We start from the raw sequence: 22,273 nt of genomic DNA, 5'->3' as shown, positions 1-22,273 counted from the left end.
TTGTTATTGAGGTATATTCCACTTAATTCCACGTTAATATGAGAACGGATAGTGTTTCCAATATGCTCGAATCTGTTGCCAGCGATGCGATAATCCTTGAGGTTCGAAAATAAGGAACAACATGATGACTAAACCAATCGCCATCTCTTTGAAGTAAGCCAGACCATCAGTGAAAGCGGTGGTATCACCAAACGCTGAAAGCCCCGTTACGCCAAACTCCAAAACTTCAGGCAGCAATACGATAAATATCGTCCCCATCAATGTGCCTTTGACTGAACCCAAGCCACCAATGATGATCATTGCCAAGAACTGGATAGACATCATGATGGTGAAGCCTTCTGCTGATACAAACCCTAGATAATGTCCGTAGAGTGCCCCCCCGATGCCTGCATAGAATGCACACACTCCAAATGAGAGCAGACGATACTTGGTTAGGTTGATGCCCATGATCTCTGCTGACAGATAGTGATCTCGTACTGAGACAAACGCGCGACCGTCACGAGAACGGATTAAGTTTGATGCCCACATATACATGAAGATCAGCGCAAACAGAGCGATGTAGAAGAAGCTTTCGTCAGTCGTAAACTCAAAGCCAAACAAATTAATTGGGTTCGCGCTTGCACCGTATGAGCCGCCACTGAACCAATCTGCGCGAGCAAAGAAGTCCTCTAAAATAAACTGCGCCGCCAACGTTGCGATAGCTAGATATAAACCTTTAATTCGAGCCGCTGGCAGACCAAACAGCATCCCCACAATCATGGTTAAGTAACCCGCAAGCGGAATCGCAAACACGACTGGAATGTTAAACTGGTTATTTAACCAAGCCGATGCAAAGGCGCCAAAACCAAAGAACGCACCGTGACCTAGCGAGATTTGTCCGGTAAAACCAACCAGAATGTTTAAGCCCAATGCCGCGATACCGAGGTATGCAATTTGAATAAACAGGTTTAGGAAGTAAATATCCAAGACCAGCGGTGCTGCCAGCATGGCGATGACACCAGCAATCGCAAGGCTTCTGATGGTTTTGGTTTCAAAAATTGGCGTATCGCTTTTGTATGTGGTTCGAAAATCCCCACATGGGCGCATGCTAAGTTGAGCCATGTTATTTCTCCTTAAATACGCTCAATATCTTTGGTACCAAACAGGCCATATGGCTTGAAGGCAAGAATGATTAACAGCACATAGAATGGTGCGATGTTGTACAGGTTACCCACTTGCAGGTATTGGCTATCAAAAAACTCAGCCAAGTTTTCTAGCACCCCGATGGTAATACCACCGACAATTGCGCCGACCACCGAATCTAAGCCACCTAAAATAACGGCTGGGAAAACTTTGATACCAATAATGGATAGCGCGTCAGATACGCCGTTAACGATACCGATAACAATCCCTGCTGTTGCAGATACCATTGCCGAAATGGCCCAACTGATGGCGAACACTTTCTTGATGGAAATGCCAAGACTCTGGGCTACTTGCTGGTTGAATGCCGTTGCGCGCATTGCCAGACCCATTTTGCTGAATTTGAAGAACCAGTAGAACGCGCCCATGATGAGCATTGAGAAGATCAAGCTCAGAATGTAAGCAAACTCAACATTCAAACCTCCGATATTCACCACGTTGGTTTCGAACACTTGCGGGTACGACACAGCCGAGACGCCGAATATCCACTTCATCAGCGCTTGGAAAAACATCGATAGACCAATGGTCACCATGATCACAGAGATAATCGGTTCACCAATCAACGGTCTGAGCACAATGGTTTGCACGGCGATACCAAAAATCATCATGAACGCGAGCGTGAGTAAAAAGCCGATAAAAAACGGTAACTGTAGGTGTACCAATGCCGCCCAACATACCCATGCGCCAATCAACAAGAACTCACCCTGAGCAAAGTTGACCACCTGGGTCGATTTGTAAATCAATACAAAGCACATGGCGACAACGCCATACAACATGCCAACGATCACGCCATTAATGACGAGTTGCAGTAATAAATCCGTATTCACTATGCGATCCTCCGTTGTTCGCTATCCACTAGTGTTGGCTCATGCTCAATAAGCGTTTCAATAACTAGCGACGTTTGAATGCGTGTTTTGGTGCCATCTTGATAAGTGATCACTGTATCGACATCGACTTTTGGATCGTCGCTGTAGATGGTTTCGATGATGTCTCCGTATTTCTCTGCAACCACACCACGGCGTACTTTACGTGTGCGAGTTAACTCGCCATCGTCGGCATCCAGCTCTTTGTAAAGTAGAATGAATTTGCTGATCTTCTGTGCATCCGGTAGGGATTCGTTCACTTTTTGAACTTCTTCACGAATCGCTTGGTACACTTCTGGTTGAGCAGATAAGTTGGTGTAGTTGGTAAATGCCAAGCCGCGTTGCTCTGCCCACTTCGCGACGATCGCATAGCGAATACAGATGATGGCAGACAGCCAAGGTCGACCTTTACCTACCACCACGGCTTCTGCAATAAACGGCGAGAACTTGAGTTTGTTTTCAATGAACTGCGGAGAGTAGCGGTCGCCGTGGCTGGTTTCCGACATATCTTTCAGACGATCAATCACCACCAAGTGACCGGAATCTTTAAAATAGCCCGCATCGCCTGTGTGCATCCAACCATCTTGAACATCTTCATCATATGCTGCTTGGTTGTTTAAGTAGCCAGTAAACATGCCTGTACTTTTCGCGATGATTTCACCAACGCCATTGCTGTCTGGGTTGATGACTTTCACTTCTGCATTATCAAACGCAACGCCAACCGAATCATAGTCCACGTCATCGGCTTGGTGGACGGTGTACGCACCACACATTTCGGTTTGACCGTAAAGCTGCTTGAGTGGTACACCGATCGCTTGCAAGTAACGGAAAGTGTCAGGCCCCATCGCCGCGCCGCCCGTTGCAGCAGATGTTAGGTTCGAAAAGCCTAAACGGTCTCGCAAAGCACGCAAAAGAATCCATTCGGCGAGTTTAGAACGTTTGCCCTGCTCTAACGCTTTGTTGGCTAAGCTCATGCCCAGTTTGTACATCTTTTGCTTAAACGGTGTCGAATCCATCATTCGTGCAGACACGTCTGCCACAATGTTTTCCCACACTCGCGGCGCTAACAGCACAAAGTTTGGACCGATTTCACGCAAGTCGGACATCATGGTTTCTTGTTCTTCCACAAAGTTAACGATTTGACGAGAAATCAACGCCTGACCAACCACGTAAACCTGCTCCATAATCCAAGGCAAAGGCAGAACAGAAACGTAGTTGTCGCCTGGGGAACGAGGGTCTGCACGCAAGTAAGCCGCACAGTGATCCAAGAACGTGCCACTGTGTAGCTGAGCCAATTTTGGTTTAGAAGTCGTACCCGACGTTGTACAAAGAATTGAAAGATCGCTGCCTTTGGTTTCAACAACCATATTGAGATATTTGTCTGGGTCCGCTTTATCAATCAGCTGACCTTTTTTGTAGACCTGTTCAACATCAATCAATCTTGGATCATCGTATTTACGCATTCCACGAGGATCGCAGTAAATAATGTATTCAACGCTAGGAATTTCATCACCAAGCTCAAGCAGCTTGTCGCATTGCTCTTCATCTTCGGCAATCACGACTTTTGCTTTGGCATAGTTGATAAGGTACGCCACCTCTTCGTGCATAGAATCTTGATAGATGCCCAGCGAGAAACCTTTGATCGCATGTGCCGCTAACTCGCCCCATACCCATTCCGGGCGGTTATCACCTAGCAAACCAACGACATCTTGCTCACCAATACCTAAATCTTGTAGTGCCAGTGCCATCCACTTGACGCGGTTTTCATAATCTTTCCAAGTGAACTCTCGCCAAATACCAAACTCCTTTTCACGCATTGCGACTTGTTCGGGCCAGTTCTTGGCATTGTGTTGCAACACTTTTGGAAAGGTATCTAAGCGGGTTATATCTGCCCAATCATTATGTTGCTGTGCCATTATGCACTCTCCTCTAATGTCGGTAACTCTTCGCCTAAGTACGCTTGTTTCACATGTGGGTTGGCCATCACTTCTTCAGGCTCACCCGTAGCAATGTGTTTACCGAAATCCAAAACCAAAACGCGATTAGAGATGTCCATGACCACGCCCATGTCGTGCTCAATCATGATGATCGTGATATCTAATTCTTCATTCAGATCCATGATGTAACGTGCCATGTCTTCCTTTTCTTCCAAGTTCATACCTGCCATTGGTTCATCAAGCAGCAGTAACTTAGGTTTTAAGGCAATGGCACGAGCAAGCTCTACACGCTTACGTAAGCCGTAAGATAGCGTGCCTGCAGTCGCTTTTCGGATGTGCTGGATTTCTAGAAAATCGATCACGTCTTCCACATATTTGCGGTGCGCCATCTCTTCTTTCTGCGCATTGGAGAACCAATAGAGTGGCCCCGTGACGAAGTTATTTTTCAGTAGGTGGTGTCGGCCAACCATGATGTTGTCCAGTACCGACATATGAGAAAAGAGCGCTAAGTTTTGGAAGGTTCTTCCCAGCCCTAACTCAGCTCGTTGGCTTGGTGTACGTTTAGTTACGTCATCTCCAGCGAAGATTACAGAGCCTTTGTTTGGTGTGTATCGACCAGAGATGCAATTGAGCATTGAGGTTTTACCTGCACCGTTTGGACCAATGATTGAAAAAATTTCCTTTTCATTCACATGGAAGCTCACGTCAGTTAAAGCTTTCACCCCACCAAAAGCCAATGAAATATCGTTTACCTGCAACAGAGGCGATTCCGATACCATAGTTGATCTCCCTTTCGTTATTTTAAGTGCGTTCCATTGAGCACTATTTGATCAAACCTAACTTTGATACTGGTAACCGCTTTTACACCTATGCATCAACTTTGTATTCAGTTTACGTAAACGTCAATTTAAAATCAGAATAGTGCCTGAAAGATTAAGTTGCAATCGAGTTCATCGAGAAAGATTTGAACTAACGCAAACTTTAAGTAAATAAATTGTTAATAAAAATTATTCTCAAACGCTTACATATTTGGATAGTTCGGACCACCACCACCTTCTGGCGGAGTCCAGGTAATATTTTGACTTGGATCTTTGATGTCGCAGGTCTTACAGTGGATACAGTTGGCCGCATTTATTTGCAGCTCTGGCTGCTGCTCCCCCTGTACGATTTCATACACGCCAGCCGGACAATAGCGCTGTGCTGGCTCTGCATATAATTCAAGGTTCTGCTCAATAGGGATCCGCTGGTTCTCCAGTCGTAAGTGGCATGGTTGATCTTCCTCATGGAAGATATTGGATAGATAAACGGAAGAGAGGCGATCGAAACTTAACACGCCATCAGGCTTCGGATAGACAATTTCATTGCTGTTTTCCGCCAATAACAGAGACTGATGATCAGGCTTATCACAGCGGATATGCCACTTAGCTTTACCTTTTAATACGTTATGTTCCAGCAGCGCTAAACCACCGCCCAGCCACGATCCAAAGCGGTGGATTCCACTTGAGAAGTTACGTGCTTGATAAAGCTCTTCATACAGCCAAGACTGTTTGAAATGCTTTTGATAATCAGCAGTAACTGACTGACTCTCAAGGGCTTCACATACTGCTTCAGCGGCAAGCATGCCAGATTTCATTGCGGTGTGTGTGCCTTTGATTTTAGCGCCGTTAAGTGTTCCTGCATCACAGCCAATTAACAAGCCACCAGCAAACTGCTGCGTGGGAAGCGAATGAAAGCCGCCCTTGGTGATCGCTCTCGCGCCATAGCTAATACGCTTCCCATTTTTGAGGTATTGCTCAATCAACGGGTGGTGTTTAAAACGTTGAAACTCATCAAATGGACTCAAGTGCGGATTCTTATAATTCAAGTCAACAATCAACCCGACGGCAACTTGGTTTCCCTCTAAATGGTAGAGATAACTGCCACCTGTGGCTTCGTTTGATAACGGCCAGCCTAATCCGTGCACTACTAAACCTTGCTGATGCTGCTCTGATGGGATTTCCCACAGCTCTTTAAAACCGATAGCGTAATGTTGAGAAGTTTTCTCTTCAGCAAGATTAAATCTGTTAATCAACTGCTTACCGATATGCCCCCGTGCGCCTTCAGCAAATAAGGTAAACTTCGCTCGCAGTTCAATACCAGGTTCGAAATTTCCTTTTTGTTCACCATTTTTGTCTAACCCCATATCGCCCGTGATCACGCCACAAACACGACTATCTTCATCGATGATCGCTTGACTGGCGGTAAAACCTGGGTAGATCTCCACCCCCAAGTTCTCAGCCTGCAACGCCATCCATCGGCATAGACTGCCCAAACTTATGATGTAATTACCTTTGTTATGTAACGTATTCGGCACCGCCCAAGAAGGCAGTTCATGACCATTGATGTCATTGCCTAGATAGTAGGTTTTATCTTGGTTTACTTTGGTATTGAGCGGAGCGCCTTTCTCTTTCCAGTCGGGAAAAAGCTCATCCAAACTTCGCGTTTCAAACACCGCGCCCGATAAAATATGCGCTCCAACTTCAGAACCTTTTTCTACCACGCAAACAGAGAGGTCTTGTTTTTTTTCTGCTGCTAATTGTTTGATTCGGCATGCCGCAGACAAACCTGCGGGACCAGCGCCTACAATCAGAACATCAAATTCCATGCAGTCTCTTTCCATGATTGCATTCCTTTTTCTTTGCATGTTGCCAACTTGTTAACCAACAATATATTTAAAGTTGACGCAAACGTAAAGGTAAATTAACATCATTTTAAAGACGTCATCACATCGTCTTCACTGTAAACACATAGTCTTCACTGTAAAAAGGAATCTAACGTGAAAATACTAGTGCCAATCAAAAGGGTCATTGATCCCTACGTTAAAGTTCGCGTGAAAGCGGACCATAGCGATGTTGAAACCAATAACGTCAAGATGACGATTAATCCATTTTGCGAAATAGCCGTTGAAGAAGCCGTACGACTAAAGGAGCAAGGTATTGCAGATGAAGTTATCGTTGTCAGTGCCGGCGGTAGCCAGTGTCAGGAGCAACTACGTACTGCGCTTGCGTTAGGTGCCGATCGCGCTATTCATATCGATACTGAAGACAAAATAGAGCCATTGGTCGTCGCTAAGCTGCTCAAAGCTCTGGTTGAGCAAGAACAAGCGCAGCTTGTGATTACGGGTAAACAATCCATTGATACGGACAACAACCAAGTTGCTCAGATGCTGGCTGCCCTACTTGACTGGCCTCAAGCAACTTTCGCTTCCGACGTGAAGATAGAAGATCAAAAAGTTCAGGTCGTGAGAGAAGTGGACGGCGGCTTGATGACGGTCGCGATGAACTTACCTGCGGTGATCAGTACTGACTTACGCCTGAATGAACCGCGTTTTGCCTCTTTGCCTAATATCATGAAAGCTAAGCGCAAGCCGTTAGATACCATCACACCTGACAGTCTGGGTGTTGAAGTGGTATTTAGCCAAACCATTCAAGAAATCACACCGCCAGCGCAAAGAAAAGGTGGCATCAAGGTTGAATCTGTCTCTGAGCTTCTCGATAAGCTGCGTAACGAAGCGAAGGTGATTTCATGAAGAACTTAATCATAGCAGAGCATGACAATAACCAATTGCATGCGGACACACTCAAAGTGGTTAATGCAGCAAAACAAGTCAGCCAAGACAATGTTTTGATCGTAGTGGGCCACCAGTGTGAAGAAGTCGCTCAGCAAGCTTGTCGCGTTGATGGTATATCAAACGTAATTTGTGTCGATGATGAGCAACTTAAGCATCAATTTGCCGAGAGTATCGCACCTATTGTAGTGAGTATTGCTGAAGGTTTTGACGCAATCTGGGCTAGCTCATCATCAAAAGGGAAAGACCTTGCACCTCGAGTAGCAGCGAAGTTCGGCGTTGGGCAAATTTCCGATATTGTCCAAGTTATCGATGAAAACACTTTTATCCGCCCTATTTACGCAGGAAACGCATTTGCCAAAGTGACCACCAGCGACAAGGTTCGCGTCATCACCGTGCGCGCGTCTGCGTTTGAGCCGGTTACTTGTCACAACCAAGCTGATATTAAGCATCAGCAGGTCACTATCTCAGCTCCAATGGTTGAATTGGTTTCTGTCGATAAAACCGTGTCAGAACGTCCTGAATTAAGCGCGGCAGAGGTGGTTGTGTCAGGTGGACGCGGGGTCGGTAGCAAAGAGAACTTCGCGTTGATCGAACAAGTGGCCGATAAACTAGGTGCTGCCATTGGCGCTTCTCGCGCGGCGGTTGATGCCGGGTTTGTTGCCAACGACTTACAAGTGGGTCAAACCGGTAAAATCGTTGCACCTAAGCTTTATATAGCGGTTGGGATTTCCGGTGCCATCCAGCATCTTGCAGGAATGAAGGAATCCAAAGTGATTGTCGCGATCAACAAAGATCCAGAATCTCCTATCTTTGAAGTTGCCGACTATGGATTGGTTGGTGATTTATTTGAGGTACTACCTCAGCTTGCCGAACAACTTTAAACGATCAGATAAGGGGCGAACACTGCTATGTTCGCCCCTTTATTTTGTTTTTGGTCATATTCAAAAGAATTGAAATTAGAGGGACCTATGCCAAATTCTGCACCTATTTGGTCACCATCTGCTGAGCGCGTCAGCAATAGCAACTTATTACGGTTCATCGAAAAGGTTAATAAAGACAAAGCCGAAGGTACCGTAATCAACAATTACACGTCTCTACACCAGTGGTCCATTGAGCACAATGATGAATTTTGGCGACATACTTGGCAGTATTGCAACGTAATCGGAGATATGGGTTCGCAAGTCAAGAGCCTTGGCAGTCCCAAATGGACACCAACAGGTTCTAATCATCATCATGTAAATAGAGACACAGTATGGTTTGCTGACGCCACGCTGAACTACGCAGAGAACCTCCTATCTCAGGCTGAACAATCACCAGAGCGTGAGTTTATTGTTTTTAGCAATGAAAGCGGTGAACACCGACGACTCACCGGTAAACAGTTGCTTGAACAAGTTTCTGCCATTCAACAATGGCTACTCAATTGTGGTGTCGGTAAAGGCGATGTCGTTGCGGGTTATTTGCCCTACCTTCCTGAAACCGTTATTGCCATGCTGGCCACCACCAGTCTTGGTGCCATTTGGACTTCAACCTCTCCTGATTTTGGTATCGATAGCGTCGTAGAGCGTTTTGGTCAGGTCAAACCGAAAGTTCTTTTTTGCTGTGATGGCTACCAGTTCGGAGGCAAAGCTTTCGATATGACGGACAAGAACACCACTCTTAGTAGTAAGTTAAGCAGTGCCTCCGAAGAGACTACTATTAGCGTATGCCAAATCGAATATTTACAAAACGCTAAGAGAGCTACCACTTCTGACTTTGTCTCTTGGTCCGATATTACTCACCACTTTTCTCCACAATCAATTCAATATCAACCAACGCTGTTTAATGACCCGTTATTAATTTTGTATTCTTCTGGTACAACAGGTCAACCTAAGTGTATTGTCCATTCCGCAGGCGCTACCTTGCTCAATCACCTCAAAGAACATCAACTGCATTGCGACATCAAATCGCAAGACAAGGTTTTCTACTACACAACATGTGGTTGGATGATGTGGAACTGGCATGTTTCCGCTCTTGCGAGTGGTGCAGCCTTAGTGATTTACGACGGTAGTCCGGTTTATCCTGATCACTCCGTCTTATGGCGATTAGCAGAAGAACATAACGTGTCGCTGTTTGGTACTTCAGCGAAATACTTAGAGGCACTGGAGCATGCGAACTGCTCTCCAAAACTAGAACATAACTTGAAGTCACTCAAAACTCTGTGCTCAACTGGTTCGGTGCTTTACCCAGAACAATTTAATTATGTCTATCAGCACATCAAGCAGGACTTGCATCTCGCTTCTATTGCTGGCGGCACAGATATTTGCGGATGCTTTGTACTTGGAAACCCAATCTCACCAGTTTACAAAGGTGAATGCCAAGGCGCAGGGCTGGGAATCGACGCACGTGTTCTAGAGGATGATGGACATACTATTACGCAAAAACGCGGCGAACTGACTTGTAATAACTCGCTACCTAACTTCCCTATTGGCTTCTGGAACGACAACGGCGAACGTTATCACAACGCTTATTGGAGCAAGTTTACCGATATCTGGCACCATGGCGACGATGTGATGCAAACCGAACATGGCGGCTTTATTTTTTATGGCCGTAGTGACGCAACCTTAAATCCGGGCGGCGTACGAATCGGTACCGCTGAAATCTACCAACAAGTGAACGCGTTACCCGAGGTTGAAGACTCCATCGCTGTCGGCAAGTTAAACCAGCAGTCTGAAGAAATCTGGTTACTAGTAAAACTCGCTCACAACGTCGAGTTAACCCAACAACTCACCGATTCAATTCGCCAAACATTGAAAACAAAATGTTCACCACGCCATGTCCCACGACAAATTTTTGCTATCAGTGATATTCCTAAAACGCGCTCAGGCAAATTGGTTGAGCTAGCAGTGAAACAATTGGTAAACGGACAAGCTGTAAAAAACATTGGTGCTATTACTAACCCAGAAGTGCTGGAAGAAATTAAAACGCTTTTCAACATAGAAAGTGGCGCCACTGTCACTTAGAGACTCAACAAGTCTTCCAACAATACAGACGGGTATAACCTAACTGTATTTTTAGCTCGCTCGATAACTCCTCCCCACTTTCGTGGAAACTGTGCGAAATATGCTTCATGTACACAAAAAAGGTGAGATAATTCTATCTCACCTTTGAGCCATATGAGCTGGAGCATTAGTTTGGGGGTTAAGCTTTTATCAGTTGGCTCATATCTTCGCGAACTTGTGGCACCGTTAAACCAACGATGATTTGAAGGCTCTCTTGATTTCTAACAGTATTCACCGCTCCGTGCTGTGTGAAAAATGCGTTCTCCTTTACCAGAGAGACATCTTTAACTTTAACACGCAGACGCGTCGCGCAATTAGTTAACAAGTCAATGTTTTCTTTTCCACCCAAACCTTCAATAAAGGCACTAGCTTGTGACGGACTTGCGCTACTGTTATGGACCGCTTTCGCTTCTTTGTAGTCAGCTTTTGAATACAACTTACTATCTGCACCTTCACGCCCCGGAGTAAGTATGTTGTATTTTAAAATAAGCGCGCGAAACGTAACAAAGTAAACACCAGTAAACATGAGACCAATAATAATCTGAATCACGTATGTTCCTGCATGGTTACCAGCCAAAGGCAACCAGTTTTGGAAAATGAAGTCTATCAAGCCAGTCTGAAAGTTACCGGAAACACCAAACATAAAGGCGATCGTTGCCATTGTCGCAGATAACAACGCATGCAAAGCAAACAGCGCAGGTGCGATAAATAAGAATGTAAACTCTATTGGTTCGGTGATCCCTGTAAGAATTGCTGTGATTGCGGCTCCGAGCACTAACCCCATCACCATCTTTTTATTTTCTTTTTTCGCAACTGAATAGAGTGCTAGTGCGATACCCGTACAACCAAACACTTTACCCATTCCCGTCAACATCAAACCTCCCTGAGGAAATTGTGTCGTTAAACTTTCCGAGCTCTGGGCGAATGTCTGTATATTTTGAATCCAATAGGCAACCGTTCCGCCATCGACTGCAACTGGCCCATAAAAAACGGGACCATATACGAAATGATGCAACCCCGTTGGTATCATGATTCGCTCTAAAAACGTAAATAGCCATACCCCTAACGATCCAGCAGAAACCAAAAATGATTGCAGATTATTAATACCATGCTGAATACTTGGCCAAGTCAAACAAGTTAGAATTGCCATCACGACCATAATTGGGAAGCTAATGATCACAACCAATGGCGTTCCGCCAAATACAGCCGCCCAATCCGGTAGCTTTTTATCAAAGAATCGGTTGTGAACCCAAACAGAGAGACTTGCAATTAAAATGGCACCTAGCAAGTTGGTATCAAGCGTTAGAATGCCACCAACTTCAGTCAAACCTCGCTCACCTTCCGTATAGTTAACGCCCAGTTCTGGTCCCCAAAATTGAAGGATTCCACCAATAACGTAGTTAAACGTAATGTAGGAAACGAGTGTTGCAAGTACAGCGCGACCAGATGCTTTTTTAGCTAAAGCGATAGGTAACCCAACGGCAAAAATAAGTGCCATATTTTTAAATACAGCGAGAGATGCCTGTAAAATGATCGTCGAGACTTTAACCCAAGCACTCCCCTCTAGTGCCCAAGGAAACACTTCTTGATTTAACAGCACAACAGAGAAACCCAATAACATGCCCGCTGCTGGAAATAATAGAACGGGAACAAACATCGCGGCCCCGAACCTTTGAATAATGTCTTTCATATAAACCTCTTGTTTCATTCACGGAGCCTACAAGTAGGCCCCGAACGTCCAGTTGTTATTGAAAAAATTGAGGAAGGTAGGCTTTATTTTCTTCTAGTAATTGTTTTGTTATTTCTTTAGCTTTTGGCACATTAACCACGGTACGGTTAAGTGTGAGTGCATTAATCAGCTTTTGCTGACTTCCTTCGTACCAAGCATCCACGACTAATTTCTCGTAACCAAGTTGGCTCTCAATCATGGCTTTTTGGAAGGTTGGGATTTTTCCTACAGTAAAAGCTTTCGGTCCATCACTAGTTAGCGCAGCTGGAACTTCTACCATGGCGTCATTTTGTAAATTTGTAATAGCACCATTATTCGGTACGATGACGAGATACACATCGCTCAAGTTGTAGGCAAGCGAAGCCGCGACTCTCACCATGTATCGACCATGGATATCGGCATGCAGTGTTTCGTGCTTCGTGGTGCCCGCTTCAATTATTCTTGCGTTCAATTCGAACACTCGTTTCTCACGGCCGTTAATTACCTGCCTTGCGCGAGTATTATTGATATCCTCTTTCGCCACCATTTTTTCAGGGTACAAATAGTATTGAAGATACGTATTCGGCAAAAACTCTGGATTATCAGCAAGCATTGTTCTCATGTTTTTGAATGTAGCTTGCCACGATGGGTCATCCGCTATTTCCGCATCAACCGCACTGATCCCTTCTTTTAGGATGATATTTTTAATTTTATCCGTTAAGTCTTCACCCTGTTTGTTACGAATTTTGGTAAACCAGCCATAGTGATTAAGCCCAAAATATTCAGGAACAAAGTCCCAAATTTCACACCCTAACAATTGCGCATAGCTGACCATAATCGCTGCTGGCATATCACAAATATTTAGAATTCGCTTATCATGCGGAAATTCACGATTTAAAGCTTCAGCGACAATTGCCGCTGGGTTGGTGTAATTAAGAATCCACGCATCTGGACACGTTTGTCGGATCTCGTTCACTAGCTGGATCATATCGCCGATAGAGCGAAGTCCATATGCCATTCCTCCCGCGCCACATGTCTCTTGCCCAACACAAGAGTTGGATAGCGGGATTTGTTCATCGCGCTCGCGCATGGCCAACCCACCAGTGCGGATCTGTATAAAGAAAAAGTCCGAATCTGCGAATGCGACAGATTTATCCGTTGTATAAACAAACTCTTCAACTTCTGGATAGTGTTCTCGCAATAGAATTTCAGTAGCTAATGCATTCGACTCTTGGCGTTTCTCATCTATGTCGTAAAACACGACTTTTGCGAGTGGAAAGTTGTCTTTTTCGGCAATAAGGCTGTTCATCATACCAAGTGTGTATGTACTGCCAGCACCAACAATCGTTAATTTTTGACGTTTCATTTCGCTACCTCAAATGTTTACCCTGAAAATGTACAAAATAAGTATTAATACTTTTATGATACATTTAAAGTGTAAGCACAAAGATACGAGATAAAAATCACACAAAGATCCTAAGGAAAAGTATTAACTACATCTCAGATCACATTCTTGCTATCATGATCCAAGACTTAGCGAGGTATTATGAAACCTAAATACATAGACATTGCGGAACGATTAGAAAAAAAGATCAAAGATGGGGAACTACAACCTAAATCGATGCTTCCAAAAGAGAGTGATTTGCAAGAAGAGTTTTCCGTAAGCCGCGTAACCATCAGAAAAAGCTTACAAATTCTGGTCGACAATAATTTAATTAGTCGGACAAGAGGTAGTGGAACTTATGTAAACGATCTAAAAGCCCAACATGATGCCTTACATTTGCTGGGTTTTATCGAGGAAGTCAGTAAACAGGGGAAAACGCCTAGCTCTCAAGTCATAAAGTTCGAACTTAAAAAGCCGAATGAGCAGGTTGCTAAGCAGTTAAATCTCTCGCCCAATGATGATACATATGAAATACATAGACTCAGATGTATTAATGATGAGCCTGAAATTTACGAAGTCACTCATATGCCAGCAGTGTTATTTCCAGACTTGAGCATAGCCATAATGAATGGTTCTAAATATGAGTACATTGAAAATAGCAAAGGATTGAAAATTGCGAAAAGCAGTCAGTCTGTCAAACCGTACTTGTTAGATGCAGAGACGGCCTCATACCTGAATGAATCAGAAGCTTCCCCTATTCTAAAAGTTGAGTCCACTGGTTACCTAGAAGATGGTCGTGCATTTGAATATACCGTCAATTACTTCCGACTTCATCAATACAGCTTCGAGTTTATTTCAACTAGGACGTAGTCCTATTCGACGCTAATGGTTAATCATTGCGCCAAATCTTATATCCGACCTCTCGCATTGCTCTGCCGAGCAGGTGGGAGGCGACTGGCGCAGTGAGAACGATAAACAACATCGTACCGATAACCCGAGAGATCACGGTAACTTCAGGGAGTGAGAAAGCGACCGCTAATAACAAGCAGCTCACTCCGACAGTTCCAGCTTTGGTCGCTGCATGCATTCGGGTATACAAATCAGGAAGCCTCAGGACACCTAGACTTGCAACCAAGGTCAACAATGTTCCTAAGCATAAAAATAGTCCAATCAACACGTCCATTATTCTTTCTCCTTTCTTTTAACGATCAAACGTGCAAATGCGATCGTGCCGAGAAATGCGACCAAACCTAATGTAATGGCGATATCTAACAGAGCGTCCTCACCGCTTTCTAAGGTGTAAACCGTAATAAATCCGATAGTGATAAATGAAATCAGATCTAACGCCACAACTCGATCAGCTAGCGTTGGTCCTAGAATTAAACGAGCAAAAGCCATAACAAAGCTGAGTAGTAGCCCAGAATAGGCAAAAGTGACCGTTATTTGCAGCCAACTATCCACGCGTCACCTCCAAAATTCGATGCTCTAACCCATCTTTAATTCCGCGAATAACCTCTTCATGTTCAGGTACAAACATGGCATGAACGATAAGATACTTTTTATCAGCCGTAACATCCAAACTAAGCGTGCCCGGTGTTAAAGAAACCATGTTCGCCAGTAATGTGATTTCTAGATCAGAATCGACCTCCAGAGGGACATAAACGATATCAGGCTGACTCAAATGAGTAGGTGTCACGACGTCCCACACCACTTTCGCAACCGATATAACCATTTCATAAGCGAAGTACATCAATAACTTCAATGCAGATGCAAAACGTTGAAAATAGCTCGTTTTCAATCCAAATGGTTGACTCAACCTTAAAGCAAAAAAACCGACCGTAAATCCGACAACAAAATTCAGACTCGAATAGCTGCCGTTAAGCATCATCCACGCTAACGCTAAGAAAAAATTGAGGAATAGATAGATCATGCATTTCCTCCTAACACCACTCTGATGTATTCAGTCGGATTTAACAGTTGTTCTGCAGCTTGAACGGAAAATTGATAAAAAGGCTCCGCCACTAAGCCAATGATTAGCGTCAACGTTGTCAATACAATAATTGGAACGCAGTACAACCAATGTACTTTGGCCTGCAGAGTCTGTTCTGGCTTCTCTCTAAATGGCTTTTTCCAAAATGCCTCACTCCAAATTTTCGTCATCGAGTAGACAGTAAGCAACCCCACCAATAACGCGGTACCTGCTAACCAGTAATACTCAGCCTGTATGCTCGACTTGATGACCAATAGCTTTCCCCAGAAACCCGATAGCGGTGGGAAACCGGCCAGAGAAAACGCAGGGACAAGAAACAAGAACGCTAACCAAGGCATAGCTTTGTATACCCCACCCAAATGTTCAAGTTGACTAGAGCCATATTTGCGCTCGATGAATCCACCTATTAAGAACAAATTCGCTTTTACAATGATGTGATGAACAATGTAGAAAATGGCACCGGCTAAAGCTAAGGGAGTGTAAATAGCCAACCCCATGATCATATAGCCTATTTGGCTAATAATATGAAAAGAAAGAATTTTCTTAATGTCGAATTGGCTAGCCGCTCCTAAAACGCCCGTTAACATGGTTAGCCCTGCGACCCAAATTAACGTCGGTTGCCAACCACTCTCGGCGAGCGGAAATACCAAGGTAAAGACTCTTATCAACGCGTATACACCGACTTTAGTAAGCAACGCGGCAAACAGTGCCACCACACCGCTTGGTAACGTGTGATAAGAAGCTGGCAACCAAGCAAATAAAGGAAAGAGTGCCGCTTTAATAGAAAAGGCAAACAAAAATAGCGCGGACAGCATCATGTTGATGCTCAATTCATTTTCCCCTACTTTGGTGTAGAGATCGGCCAGGTTCAAGGTGCCCGTTGCGCCATACAACAAGCCGATAGCAAGCAAAAATACCAGCGTCGAAATCAGGTTCAACATCACGTACTTTACTGCACCATCAACTTGAGTTTTCGTTGCATCTAACACCATTAAACCAAATGATGAAATGAGCATGACCTCAAACCAAACATACAGATTAAAAATATCTCCAGTCAGGAAAGCGCCATAAACGCCAGCAAGCAACATGTGCATTAACGCATGGTAATTGCTATAGGAGGGCTTTCGGTGAAGGTCCGCCATCGCGTAGAAAACACATATCGCACCAATCACCGCCGTGATCATCACCATAGCAACGCTGAGGTAATCTGCGACAAACACGATACCAAATGGCGCACTCCACTGACCAAAAGCAACGGCTTGAATACCATTATTTATGATGTTTTCTGTGAGAAAGCCCGCAACGAAAAGGTTCGAAATCGCACTTACACCGCTCAACCACTCAACACTTTTTGTTGAGCGACGGACGAAGAAGATAATCAACGCCGTACTCAGCGAGAGAACTACCGGTAACGTAAGCAAAATCGAACTCATTGACCCTCCTCAGAACGTTGCATTTCATCGACGTTTGCAGTTCCAGTGTCTTTATAAGCTCGATAGAACAGCATTAAAGCAAAAATAAGTAGTCCAAAACCGATGACTATCGCAGTTAAGATAAGCGCTTGAGGTAAAGGATTTGCCGCGCTATCTGGTGGTAAAAGAGCATTATCGCCAATCAATGGCGGTTCTCCGGGCGTCAGCCTCCCAGCGGTAAAAATAGCAAGGTTAACCGCACTACTGAGTAACATGATGCCGAACAAAAGGCGCAAGATATGCTTTTCAAGCATTAAATAAACACCTGCTGCGACAAATACTCCAACGACAACACTCCAGACTATTTCCATCACTCTAGCTCCTCATTAATACGAAGCAGCATACCCATCACGCCACCTATAACGGCAAGGTAAACACCAACATCAAAAACCAATGGCGTCCCTAGTGGTATCACGTCTTTCCACCACAGTCCGGTCAAAAACGGTTTATCAAACGCAAAGCTCAAAGCACCAGAAACTAAGCTCAATGCGATGCCAGATAACGCAATGAGAAACGGTTTGAAATACAACCTAGAACGAACGTATTTCGGTGATTCCGCGAACATGAGAAGTGATAAACCAATAACGGCAATCAACGCACCAATAAAGCCACCACCCGGTTCATTATGACCACGTAACAACAGATACACTGAAAATACGAGCATGAGTGCCGAAACAATGTGTGCCGTGGTTGCAAAAATTAATGATTGGATACGATTTTGCTTTTTCGCTCTTGTCTTAAGCAAACTCACTGCCGCAATCCCAGCAATAACAACGACGACAACTTCTCCCAATGTATCAAATGCGCGAAAGTCGACCAGAATAACGTTAACAATGTTTCGCCCATGTCCACCCGGGACACTGTTTTCTGCAAAGAAATCTGACACCGAAGAGTCCATCGGCTGAGACGTGATTCCTAACAAAAGTAAAGTAACCGAAACACCTATCACACCTGCTATGCAAATATTCGCTACTTTACGTTTTATTGAATGCTTGGGCACGGTGGCTAGACGCGGCATATGACGCATTAACAATGCAAGAAAGACCACCATTAATGTTTCCACTAACAGTAAAGTCTTCGCAACGTCCGGGGCGCTATAAATCATAAAAACAAGCGTAGTCATGAAGCCAATCATACCAAGCGCAGAAATCGCAAGAAGTCTTGCGTGGGACAACGTACATACGAGCGCAGCACCAATCAACAATAAGGCAATACCAATCTCATAGAAAGTGACACCTGAAAGTTCGCCAACCAAAGGCAGAGGAATAAGCGCTACCTGACTCAGTAACGCAACGGCAAGTACCGTGAAAAATAATAGGACATAGCGACTCAATTTCTTTTGCTGTAACCGCGCCGTTTGCCACTTCGCCACTGTCATCATGCCATCTAATAGTCGTTCAAAAATATTCTCCGCTTTGGGGACGAATAGATGTAACCGCTGAAAAAATGCAGACACAGCTGGATAAACACGGTACACCACATACCCCAACGCTAGCGTAATAACGCTTAACACTAACGGTACATTCACGCCATGCCATAGTGATGTCTCTTTAAGAGCTGCTGTGGGCAGAATGTCATCAGAGCCCGGAAAAATAATATTGCGATCTAACCAATTTAAACCGAATAACGGGACCAGGAGACTGCCAAGTGCCAAGAGCAAAGGCGAGATCCACATGGCTTTTTTTGTCTCAACTGGCTTAGTTTCAATCGGCACGAGATCACGGCGAGCAAAGAATGGTCTCGCAATAAGCATAATGGTTAGCGCGACCATCAGTATATTCACGATTAATAGTACAAAGGCGATCCAATTATTGAGCTCTACTGCGGACTTATACATGTATTCTTTGCTCAAAAAACCTAACAACGGCGGGAACCCCGCTTTAGACAATGCAGCCAAACTCCCCGCAACCATGCTGATGACGAGAACTGACTTCAGACCGTACAATTGATCAATATCTCGTGTTCCTGTCGCTTTGTCGATATTACCCACCACCATAAACAGCGCAGCTTTATAGAAAGAGTGAGCGAGAATAAACATCAATACTGCACTAACGGCCAAATCTGTGCCCATACCTAGTAATAATGTTAATTTACCCAAAGCAACATTCGTGCTGTAGGCTAGCATCAGCTTCAAGTCAGTTTGTTTTAATGCGACAAATGTGCACCAAATGGCCGTGATACTCCCAGTGATGACTAAAGCATAAAACCAGATCTCGCTGTGGGCATAAACTGGCGATAAACGTGCTAATAGGTAAATGCCTGCCTTTACCATTGTTGCCGAGTGTAAATACGCACTGACCGGAGTGGGAGCTGCCATCGCGTTAGGTAGCCAAAAATGAAACGGGAATTGCGCAGATTTAGTAAATGCACCGAGTAGTATGAGCACTAGAGATGGGATAAACCATTCATGCTGCGCAATAGTGTCTGCCTGCTCGATAATGGTATTTAGCTCATAACTCCCAGCCATTGCTCCCAGCAAGATAAGACCAGCTAGCAACGCTAGTCCACCAGCACCGGTAACAATCAGCGACTGCAAGGCGTTTTTCCGAGACGTTTTATTTTCGTGATTAAACCCGATCAGTAAGTAAGAAGTGATGGTGGTGAGTTCCCAGAAAACAAATAACAACAGAATGTTATCGCTCATCACAATCCCTAGCATGGCAAGCATGAATAGGGTTAGATACAAATGAAAGGAAAACCGGCTATCACTTTCTCGTAAATAAGCCAAAGCGTAGATTTGAATCAGTGCGCCAATCCCACTGATCAGTCCCGCAAAAAGAAATGAAAGACCATCTAATCTAAAGCTAAGGTTGATATCGAGGCTTGGTATCCATTCCGCATTCCAGCTCACGCCTGCAGGAGTATAGATATAGAAGAGAAAAGAGAAGATTAAAACTGGCAGCGCAGGGAAAATCAGTAAGACCAACTGATTATCTAGGTTTTTCGGTAGGTTTTCTTTACCCGTTATGTTATTCAACATCGCAGCCCATTCGTTATTATAAGAAGATACGCCCTATCCGGCGCAAATGACAAACTCCACTGTATTGTTTTAGCCCAAGCGCTTCAAAAACGATCATGAAACCAAGGGAAAAGTAGCAAACAGTAATCACTGAGTGCTACTTAGAGGAACGCCGATACAAACCGCTATTTGCTGTCTGCTACGGCATAAGAACGTAGGTCACTACTTACGTGTTCTTGGCTGAATGTATATGGATTATCGTCATCAGCTAACTCGAATGCATCGTAGGTGCAGTCACCGATATCATTTCTCGGACAAATATAAACATTCGAACGTTCTATCATTTCTGTGTGGCATTTCGGGCATAGGTTTTTCATGTCACTCTCCTCTGATAACTTATTGATACATTGATAATTCCATGTTCTAGAGATCCATCTCCCTCCTTTACCTAAAACATCACTTAAACCCAACTTTGTTACACCCCAATTACTGAATCGGTGAGACAAAACCATCGGGCTTAAGAGCGACCAAACTACAGTTAATCGATTGCAAAATATTTTCAGCCGTATTACCAATGACATAGCCAGATATACCAGTTCTCGCTAAGGTTCCCATTACCAGCACGTCTACCTCAATACTCTCTACGTAATCTGGAATCTTTTCGTCGGGTTTTCCATGCAGGTGGTGAATCACAATTTCACCTGTAATCCCAGACTCCTCCAACAGCTGTTGCAGAGCTTGTTTATGATCGGCTTTTGCCTTATCGAGTTCATGTTTCAACTCAGCATCATCGACTTGAATCCAAGCGTTACCATTAAGGTAGTTTTCTAAGTAATACTCCCAGCAAGAAATCACGTGTAAACGACTATCGCAGGTGTCGGCTATCGAACGCGATAATTCGAGTAAACGCACGGCTAATGAGTGCTGTTCATCGCTTGCCGTTAATGGGTCGATAGCCACAGCAACACGGCGTTTATCTCTTGGCTTATCAATTGGTCGGTGCAACCAAAGCGGACAAGGGCATTTTCGTAACAGAGTCATATCAATAGCTTTGAAACCCTCAGCACCTTCACCGAGCGGTTCAGCTTCTTTGATGATGAGATCTTTGTTATCAGCTAATGCTTCTTGAATAATACAGACAGCGGGCTTTTCACTGCTTTTCACAGTAAGAGGAAATGCGAGATCCTCTTCAGAGAGTCCCAGCTTCTGTCTGTATTCGTGAATACTTTGTTTGAGGGAGTCTTGCAGCGATTGCTCATAACTTTGCTGATACTGGATCATGTCTGTTGGGAAATCAGGACACGCTATTAGCCCTGAGACAGGCACTTTGTTGCTAGATGCAATCCTCATCGCTTGTTCGAGGGCGTCACTATGGCCTGGCAATCCTTGTGTTGCAAAAAGTATGTTTGCGAATCGTTTCATACACACCTCCTTGTTTGGTTAAATATTAACCACCCACAAAGTATAATACCTAACGGATAATTGTAACGGCTTGTGACGTTGATGAAATCAATTCTCATTAAGAGACGGATATTGCTTCATTTTGTTTTACGTCACACTCTCCTTTCTTCACAACTATCGCCTTCGACCTAAATAAATTCCGCTACCTAAAATTGAGACCAAATAAAAACCCAAATTACTCAAAGTTTTTTCTCACCTTGAGTAACTTGGGTATAAGCAATAACACACTTAGTGTCCGGATTTAAATGGATGACCTAAATTTTCACGCAACTTAGTTTAAAGATGCCATCTCAATCACGAATCGATATGCAAAGTTTTACGGCTTTAGTGACCTAAAATCGCCGTAACTCAATGTTAAGGTTGTTGTTTTGTCGGTGCCAAAGCAATTTCACGAACACATACACCTTGCGGTTGCTGATAAGCAAACAGCACTGCTCGTGCAATGTCGTCTGCTGCCAACACGCCGCCCATATCCACCTTCCAAGCGTCATAGCCATCTTTAATATCTTGAGACGTTGTATGTGAAAGTAATTCCGTTTCCACTGCACCAGGTGCAATCGTCGTAACGCGAACATTCGATGACGCAACTTCTTCACGTATGGAATGGACTTCCTCCCTATCACTCAGCCGTTAGTTCTGAGATGATAAATTCACCATTTCATACGGAGATAA

19 protein-coding genes and 1 pseudogene are annotated in these 22,273 nt (G+C 44.3%); 4 read left to right on the top strand and 16 right to left on the bottom strand.

The features are described 5' to 3' along the window. Nucleotides 1-33: 33 nt before the first annotated feature. The 5 genes from R8O11_RS22620 to R8O11_RS22600 form a co-directional block, all read right to left on the bottom strand. Complete coding sequence (locus R8O11_RS22620) at nt 34-1,101, bottom strand: branched-chain amino acid ABC transporter permease (protein ID WP_005382737.1); 1,068 nt, start codon at nt 1,099-1,101, stop codon at nt 34-36. 11 nt (nt 1,102-1,112) lie between these two features. Further along, nucleotides 1,113-2,006: a branched-chain amino acid ABC transporter permease gene (locus tag R8O11_RS22615; protein WP_005373295.1), complete on the bottom strand. Its 894-nt coding sequence runs from the start codon at nt 2,004-2,006 to the stop codon at nt 1,113-1,115. Continuing rightward, the gene (locus tag R8O11_RS22610) at nt 2,006-3,958 is read right to left on the bottom strand and encodes a long-chain fatty acid--CoA ligase (protein ID WP_005382741.1); all 1,953 of its coding nucleotides are present in this window, start codon (nt 3,956-3,958) and stop codon (nt 2,006-2,008) included. The genes R8O11_RS22615 and R8O11_RS22610 overlap by 1 nt, the downstream gene beginning before the upstream one ends. Further along, complete coding sequence (locus R8O11_RS22605; protein WP_005373297.1) at nt 3,958-4,758, bottom strand: ABC transporter ATP-binding protein; 801 nt, start codon at nt 4,756-4,758, stop codon at nt 3,958-3,960. The genes R8O11_RS22610 and R8O11_RS22605 overlap by 1 nt, the downstream gene beginning before the upstream one ends. Nucleotides 4,759-5,000: 242 nt before the next feature. Continuing rightward, nucleotides 5,001-6,638 carry an electron transfer flavoprotein-ubiquinone oxidoreductase gene (locus tag R8O11_RS22600; RefSeq protein WP_149192090.1) on the bottom strand — a complete coding sequence of 546 codons (1,638 nt, stop codon included), beginning with the start codon at nt 6,636-6,638 and terminating at the stop codon, nt 5,001-5,003. Nucleotides 6,639-6,794: 156 nt separating this feature from the next. Between R8O11_RS22600 and R8O11_RS22595 the strand changes: the two genes are divergently transcribed. The 3 genes from R8O11_RS22595 (at nt 6,795) to R8O11_RS22585 (ending at nt 10,588) form a co-directional block, all read left to right on the top strand. Beyond that, nucleotides 6,795-7,547, top strand: coding sequence for an electron transfer flavoprotein subunit beta/FixA family protein (locus tag R8O11_RS22595; RefSeq protein ID WP_005373300.1), 753 nt, complete (start codon nt 6,795-6,797; stop codon nt 7,545-7,547). Then, on the top strand, nt 7,544-8,470 hold the full coding sequence (locus R8O11_RS22590) for an electron transfer flavoprotein subunit alpha/FixB family protein (protein ID WP_017820355.1): 927 nt from the start codon (nt 7,544-7,546) through the stop codon (nt 8,468-8,470). The genes R8O11_RS22595 and R8O11_RS22590 overlap by 4 nt, the downstream gene beginning before the upstream one ends. Before the next feature lie 87 nt (nt 8,471-8,557). Further along, on the top strand, nt 8,558-10,588 hold the full coding sequence (locus tag R8O11_RS22585; RefSeq protein WP_318194453.1) for an acetoacetate--CoA ligase: 2,031 nt from the start codon (nt 8,558-8,560) through the stop codon (nt 10,586-10,588). Nucleotides 10,589-10,766: 178 nt separating this feature from the next. On the opposite strand, the gene R8O11_RS22580 is transcribed toward R8O11_RS22585, so the two are convergent. Both R8O11_RS22580 and R8O11_RS22575 read right to left on the bottom strand, forming a co-directional pair. Further along, the gene (locus R8O11_RS22580; RefSeq protein WP_213904432.1) at nt 10,767-12,317 is read right to left on the bottom strand and encodes an alpha-glucoside-specific PTS transporter subunit IIBC; all 1,551 of its coding nucleotides are present in this window, start codon (nt 12,315-12,317) and stop codon (nt 10,767-10,769) included. 55 nt (nt 12,318-12,372) lie between these two features. Further along, entirely contained in the window at nt 12,373-13,701 is a 1,329-nt protein-coding gene (locus R8O11_RS22575; protein ID WP_005373308.1) for a 6-phospho-alpha-glucosidase, read from the bottom strand. Nucleotides 13,702-13,881: 180 nt separating this feature from the next. Here R8O11_RS22575 and R8O11_RS22570 point away from each other — a divergent pair, with 180 nt between their 5' ends. Beyond that, entirely contained in the window at nt 13,882-14,589 is a 708-nt protein-coding gene (locus tag R8O11_RS22570) for a GntR family transcriptional regulator (RefSeq protein WP_005373312.1), read from the top strand. 19 nt (nt 14,590-14,608) lie between these two features. On the opposite strand, the gene mnhG is transcribed toward R8O11_RS22570, so the two are convergent. The 9 genes and pseudogenes from mnhG to R8O11_RS22525 all read right to left on the bottom strand — a co-directional run. Continuing rightward, nucleotides 14,609-14,902, bottom strand: coding sequence for a monovalent cation/H(+) antiporter subunit G (gene mnhG, locus R8O11_RS22565; RefSeq protein WP_005373314.1), 294 nt, complete (start codon nt 14,900-14,902; stop codon nt 14,609-14,611). Next, nucleotides 14,902-15,180, bottom strand: a complete 279-nt coding sequence (locus tag R8O11_RS22560) for a cation:proton antiporter (protein WP_318194452.1) — start codon at nt 15,178-15,180, stop codon at nt 14,902-14,904. Before R8O11_RS22560 ends, mnhG begins: the two co-directional genes overlap by 1 nt. Further along, on the bottom strand, nt 15,173-15,649 hold the full coding sequence (locus tag R8O11_RS22555; RefSeq protein ID WP_138940130.1) for a Na+/H+ antiporter subunit E: 477 nt from the start codon (nt 15,647-15,649) through the stop codon (nt 15,173-15,175). Before R8O11_RS22555 ends, R8O11_RS22560 begins: the two co-directional genes overlap by 8 nt. Continuing rightward, nucleotides 15,646-17,142, bottom strand: coding sequence for a Na+/H+ antiporter subunit D (locus R8O11_RS22550; protein WP_017820359.1), 1,497 nt, complete (start codon nt 17,140-17,142; stop codon nt 15,646-15,648). The genes R8O11_RS22555 and R8O11_RS22550 overlap by 4 nt, the downstream gene beginning before the upstream one ends. Beyond that, nucleotides 17,139-17,492: a Na+/H+ antiporter subunit C gene (locus tag R8O11_RS22545; RefSeq protein ID WP_017633704.1), complete on the bottom strand. Its 354-nt coding sequence runs from the start codon at nt 17,490-17,492 to the stop codon at nt 17,139-17,141. Before R8O11_RS22545 ends, R8O11_RS22550 begins: the two co-directional genes overlap by 4 nt. Beyond that, entirely contained in the window at nt 17,492-20,161 is a 2,670-nt protein-coding gene (mbhE, locus tag R8O11_RS22540) for a hydrogen gas-evolving membrane-bound hydrogenase subunit E (RefSeq protein ID WP_318194451.1), read from the bottom strand. The genes R8O11_RS22545 and mbhE overlap by 1 nt, the downstream gene beginning before the upstream one ends. A 164-nt stretch (nt 20,162-20,325) precedes the next feature. Next, nucleotides 20,326-20,517 (bottom strand): hypothetical protein, encoded by a 192-nt coding sequence (locus R8O11_RS22535; RefSeq protein ID WP_171345606.1) that lies wholly within the window; start codon nt 20,515-20,517, stop codon nt 20,326-20,328. Nucleotides 20,518-20,626: 109 nt separating this feature from the next. Continuing rightward, the gene (locus R8O11_RS22530) at nt 20,627-21,562 is read right to left on the bottom strand and encodes a universal stress protein (RefSeq protein WP_005373330.1); all 936 of its coding nucleotides are present in this window, start codon (nt 21,560-21,562) and stop codon (nt 20,627-20,629) included. Between the two features lie 393 nt (nt 21,563-21,955). Continuing rightward, nucleotides 21,956-22,204, bottom strand: a pseudogene (locus tag R8O11_RS22525) (SDR family oxidoreductase); the annotation flags it as partial. Nucleotides 22,205-22,273 lie beyond the last annotated feature (69 nt).

This window comes from Vibrio sp. 1288 (genome assembly GCF_033344475.1).
Note: the sequence above shows the minus strand (reverse complement) of the source record. Positions and strands in the feature narration are given on the sequence as shown.

Coding starts and splice junctions, on each gene's coding strand:
- R8O11_RS22605 (WP_005373297.1), bottom strand. CDS start 4,758: ATGGTATCGGAATCGCCTCTGTTGCAGGTAAACGATATTTCATTGGCT.
- mbhE (WP_318194451.1), bottom strand. CDS start 20,161: ATGTTGAATAACATAACGGGTAAAGAAAACCTACCGAAAAACCTAGAT.
- R8O11_RS22585 (WP_318194453.1), top strand. CDS start 8,558: ATGCCAAATTCTGCACCTATTTGGTCACCATCTGCTGAGCGCGTCAGC.
- R8O11_RS22570 (WP_005373312.1), top strand. CDS start 13,882: ATGAAACCTAAATACATAGACATTGCGGAACGATTAGAAAAAAAGATC.
- R8O11_RS22545 (WP_017633704.1), bottom strand. CDS start 17,492: ATGGAAATAGTCTGGAGTGTTGTCGTTGGAGTATTTGTCGCAGCAGGT.
- R8O11_RS22555 (WP_138940130.1), bottom strand. CDS start 15,649: ATGATCTATCTATTCCTCAATTTTTTCTTAGCGTTAGCGTGGATGATG.
- mnhG (WP_005373314.1), bottom strand. CDS start 14,902: ATGGACGTGTTGATTGGACTATTTTTATGCTTAGGAACATTGTTGACC.
- R8O11_RS22590 (WP_017820355.1), top strand. CDS start 7,544: ATGAAGAACTTAATCATAGCAGAGCATGACAATAACCAATTGCATGCG.
- R8O11_RS22535 (WP_171345606.1), bottom strand. CDS start 20,517: ATGAAAAACCTATGCCCGAAATGCCACACAGAAATGATAGAACGTTCG.
- R8O11_RS22550 (WP_017820359.1), bottom strand. CDS start 17,142: ATGAGTTCGATTTTGCTTACGTTACCGGTAGTTCTCTCGCTGAGTACG.
- R8O11_RS22610 (WP_005382741.1), bottom strand. CDS start 3,958: ATGGCACAGCAACATAATGATTGGGCAGATATAACCCGCTTAGATACC.
- R8O11_RS22600 (WP_149192090.1), bottom strand. CDS start 6,638: ATGGAAAGAGACTGCATGGAATTTGATGTTCTGATTGTAGGCGCTGGT.
- R8O11_RS22620 (WP_005382737.1), bottom strand. CDS start 1,101: ATGGCTCAACTTAGCATGCGCCCATGTGGGGATTTTCGAACCACATAC.
- R8O11_RS22580 (WP_213904432.1), bottom strand. CDS start 12,317: ATGAAAGACATTATTCAAAGGTTCGGGGCCGCGATGTTTGTTCCCGTT.
- R8O11_RS22530 (WP_005373330.1), bottom strand. CDS start 21,562: ATGAAACGATTCGCAAACATACTTTTTGCAACACAAGGATTGCCAGGC.
- R8O11_RS22575 (WP_005373308.1), bottom strand. CDS start 13,701: ATGAAACGTCAAAAATTAACGATTGTTGGTGCTGGCAGTACATACACA.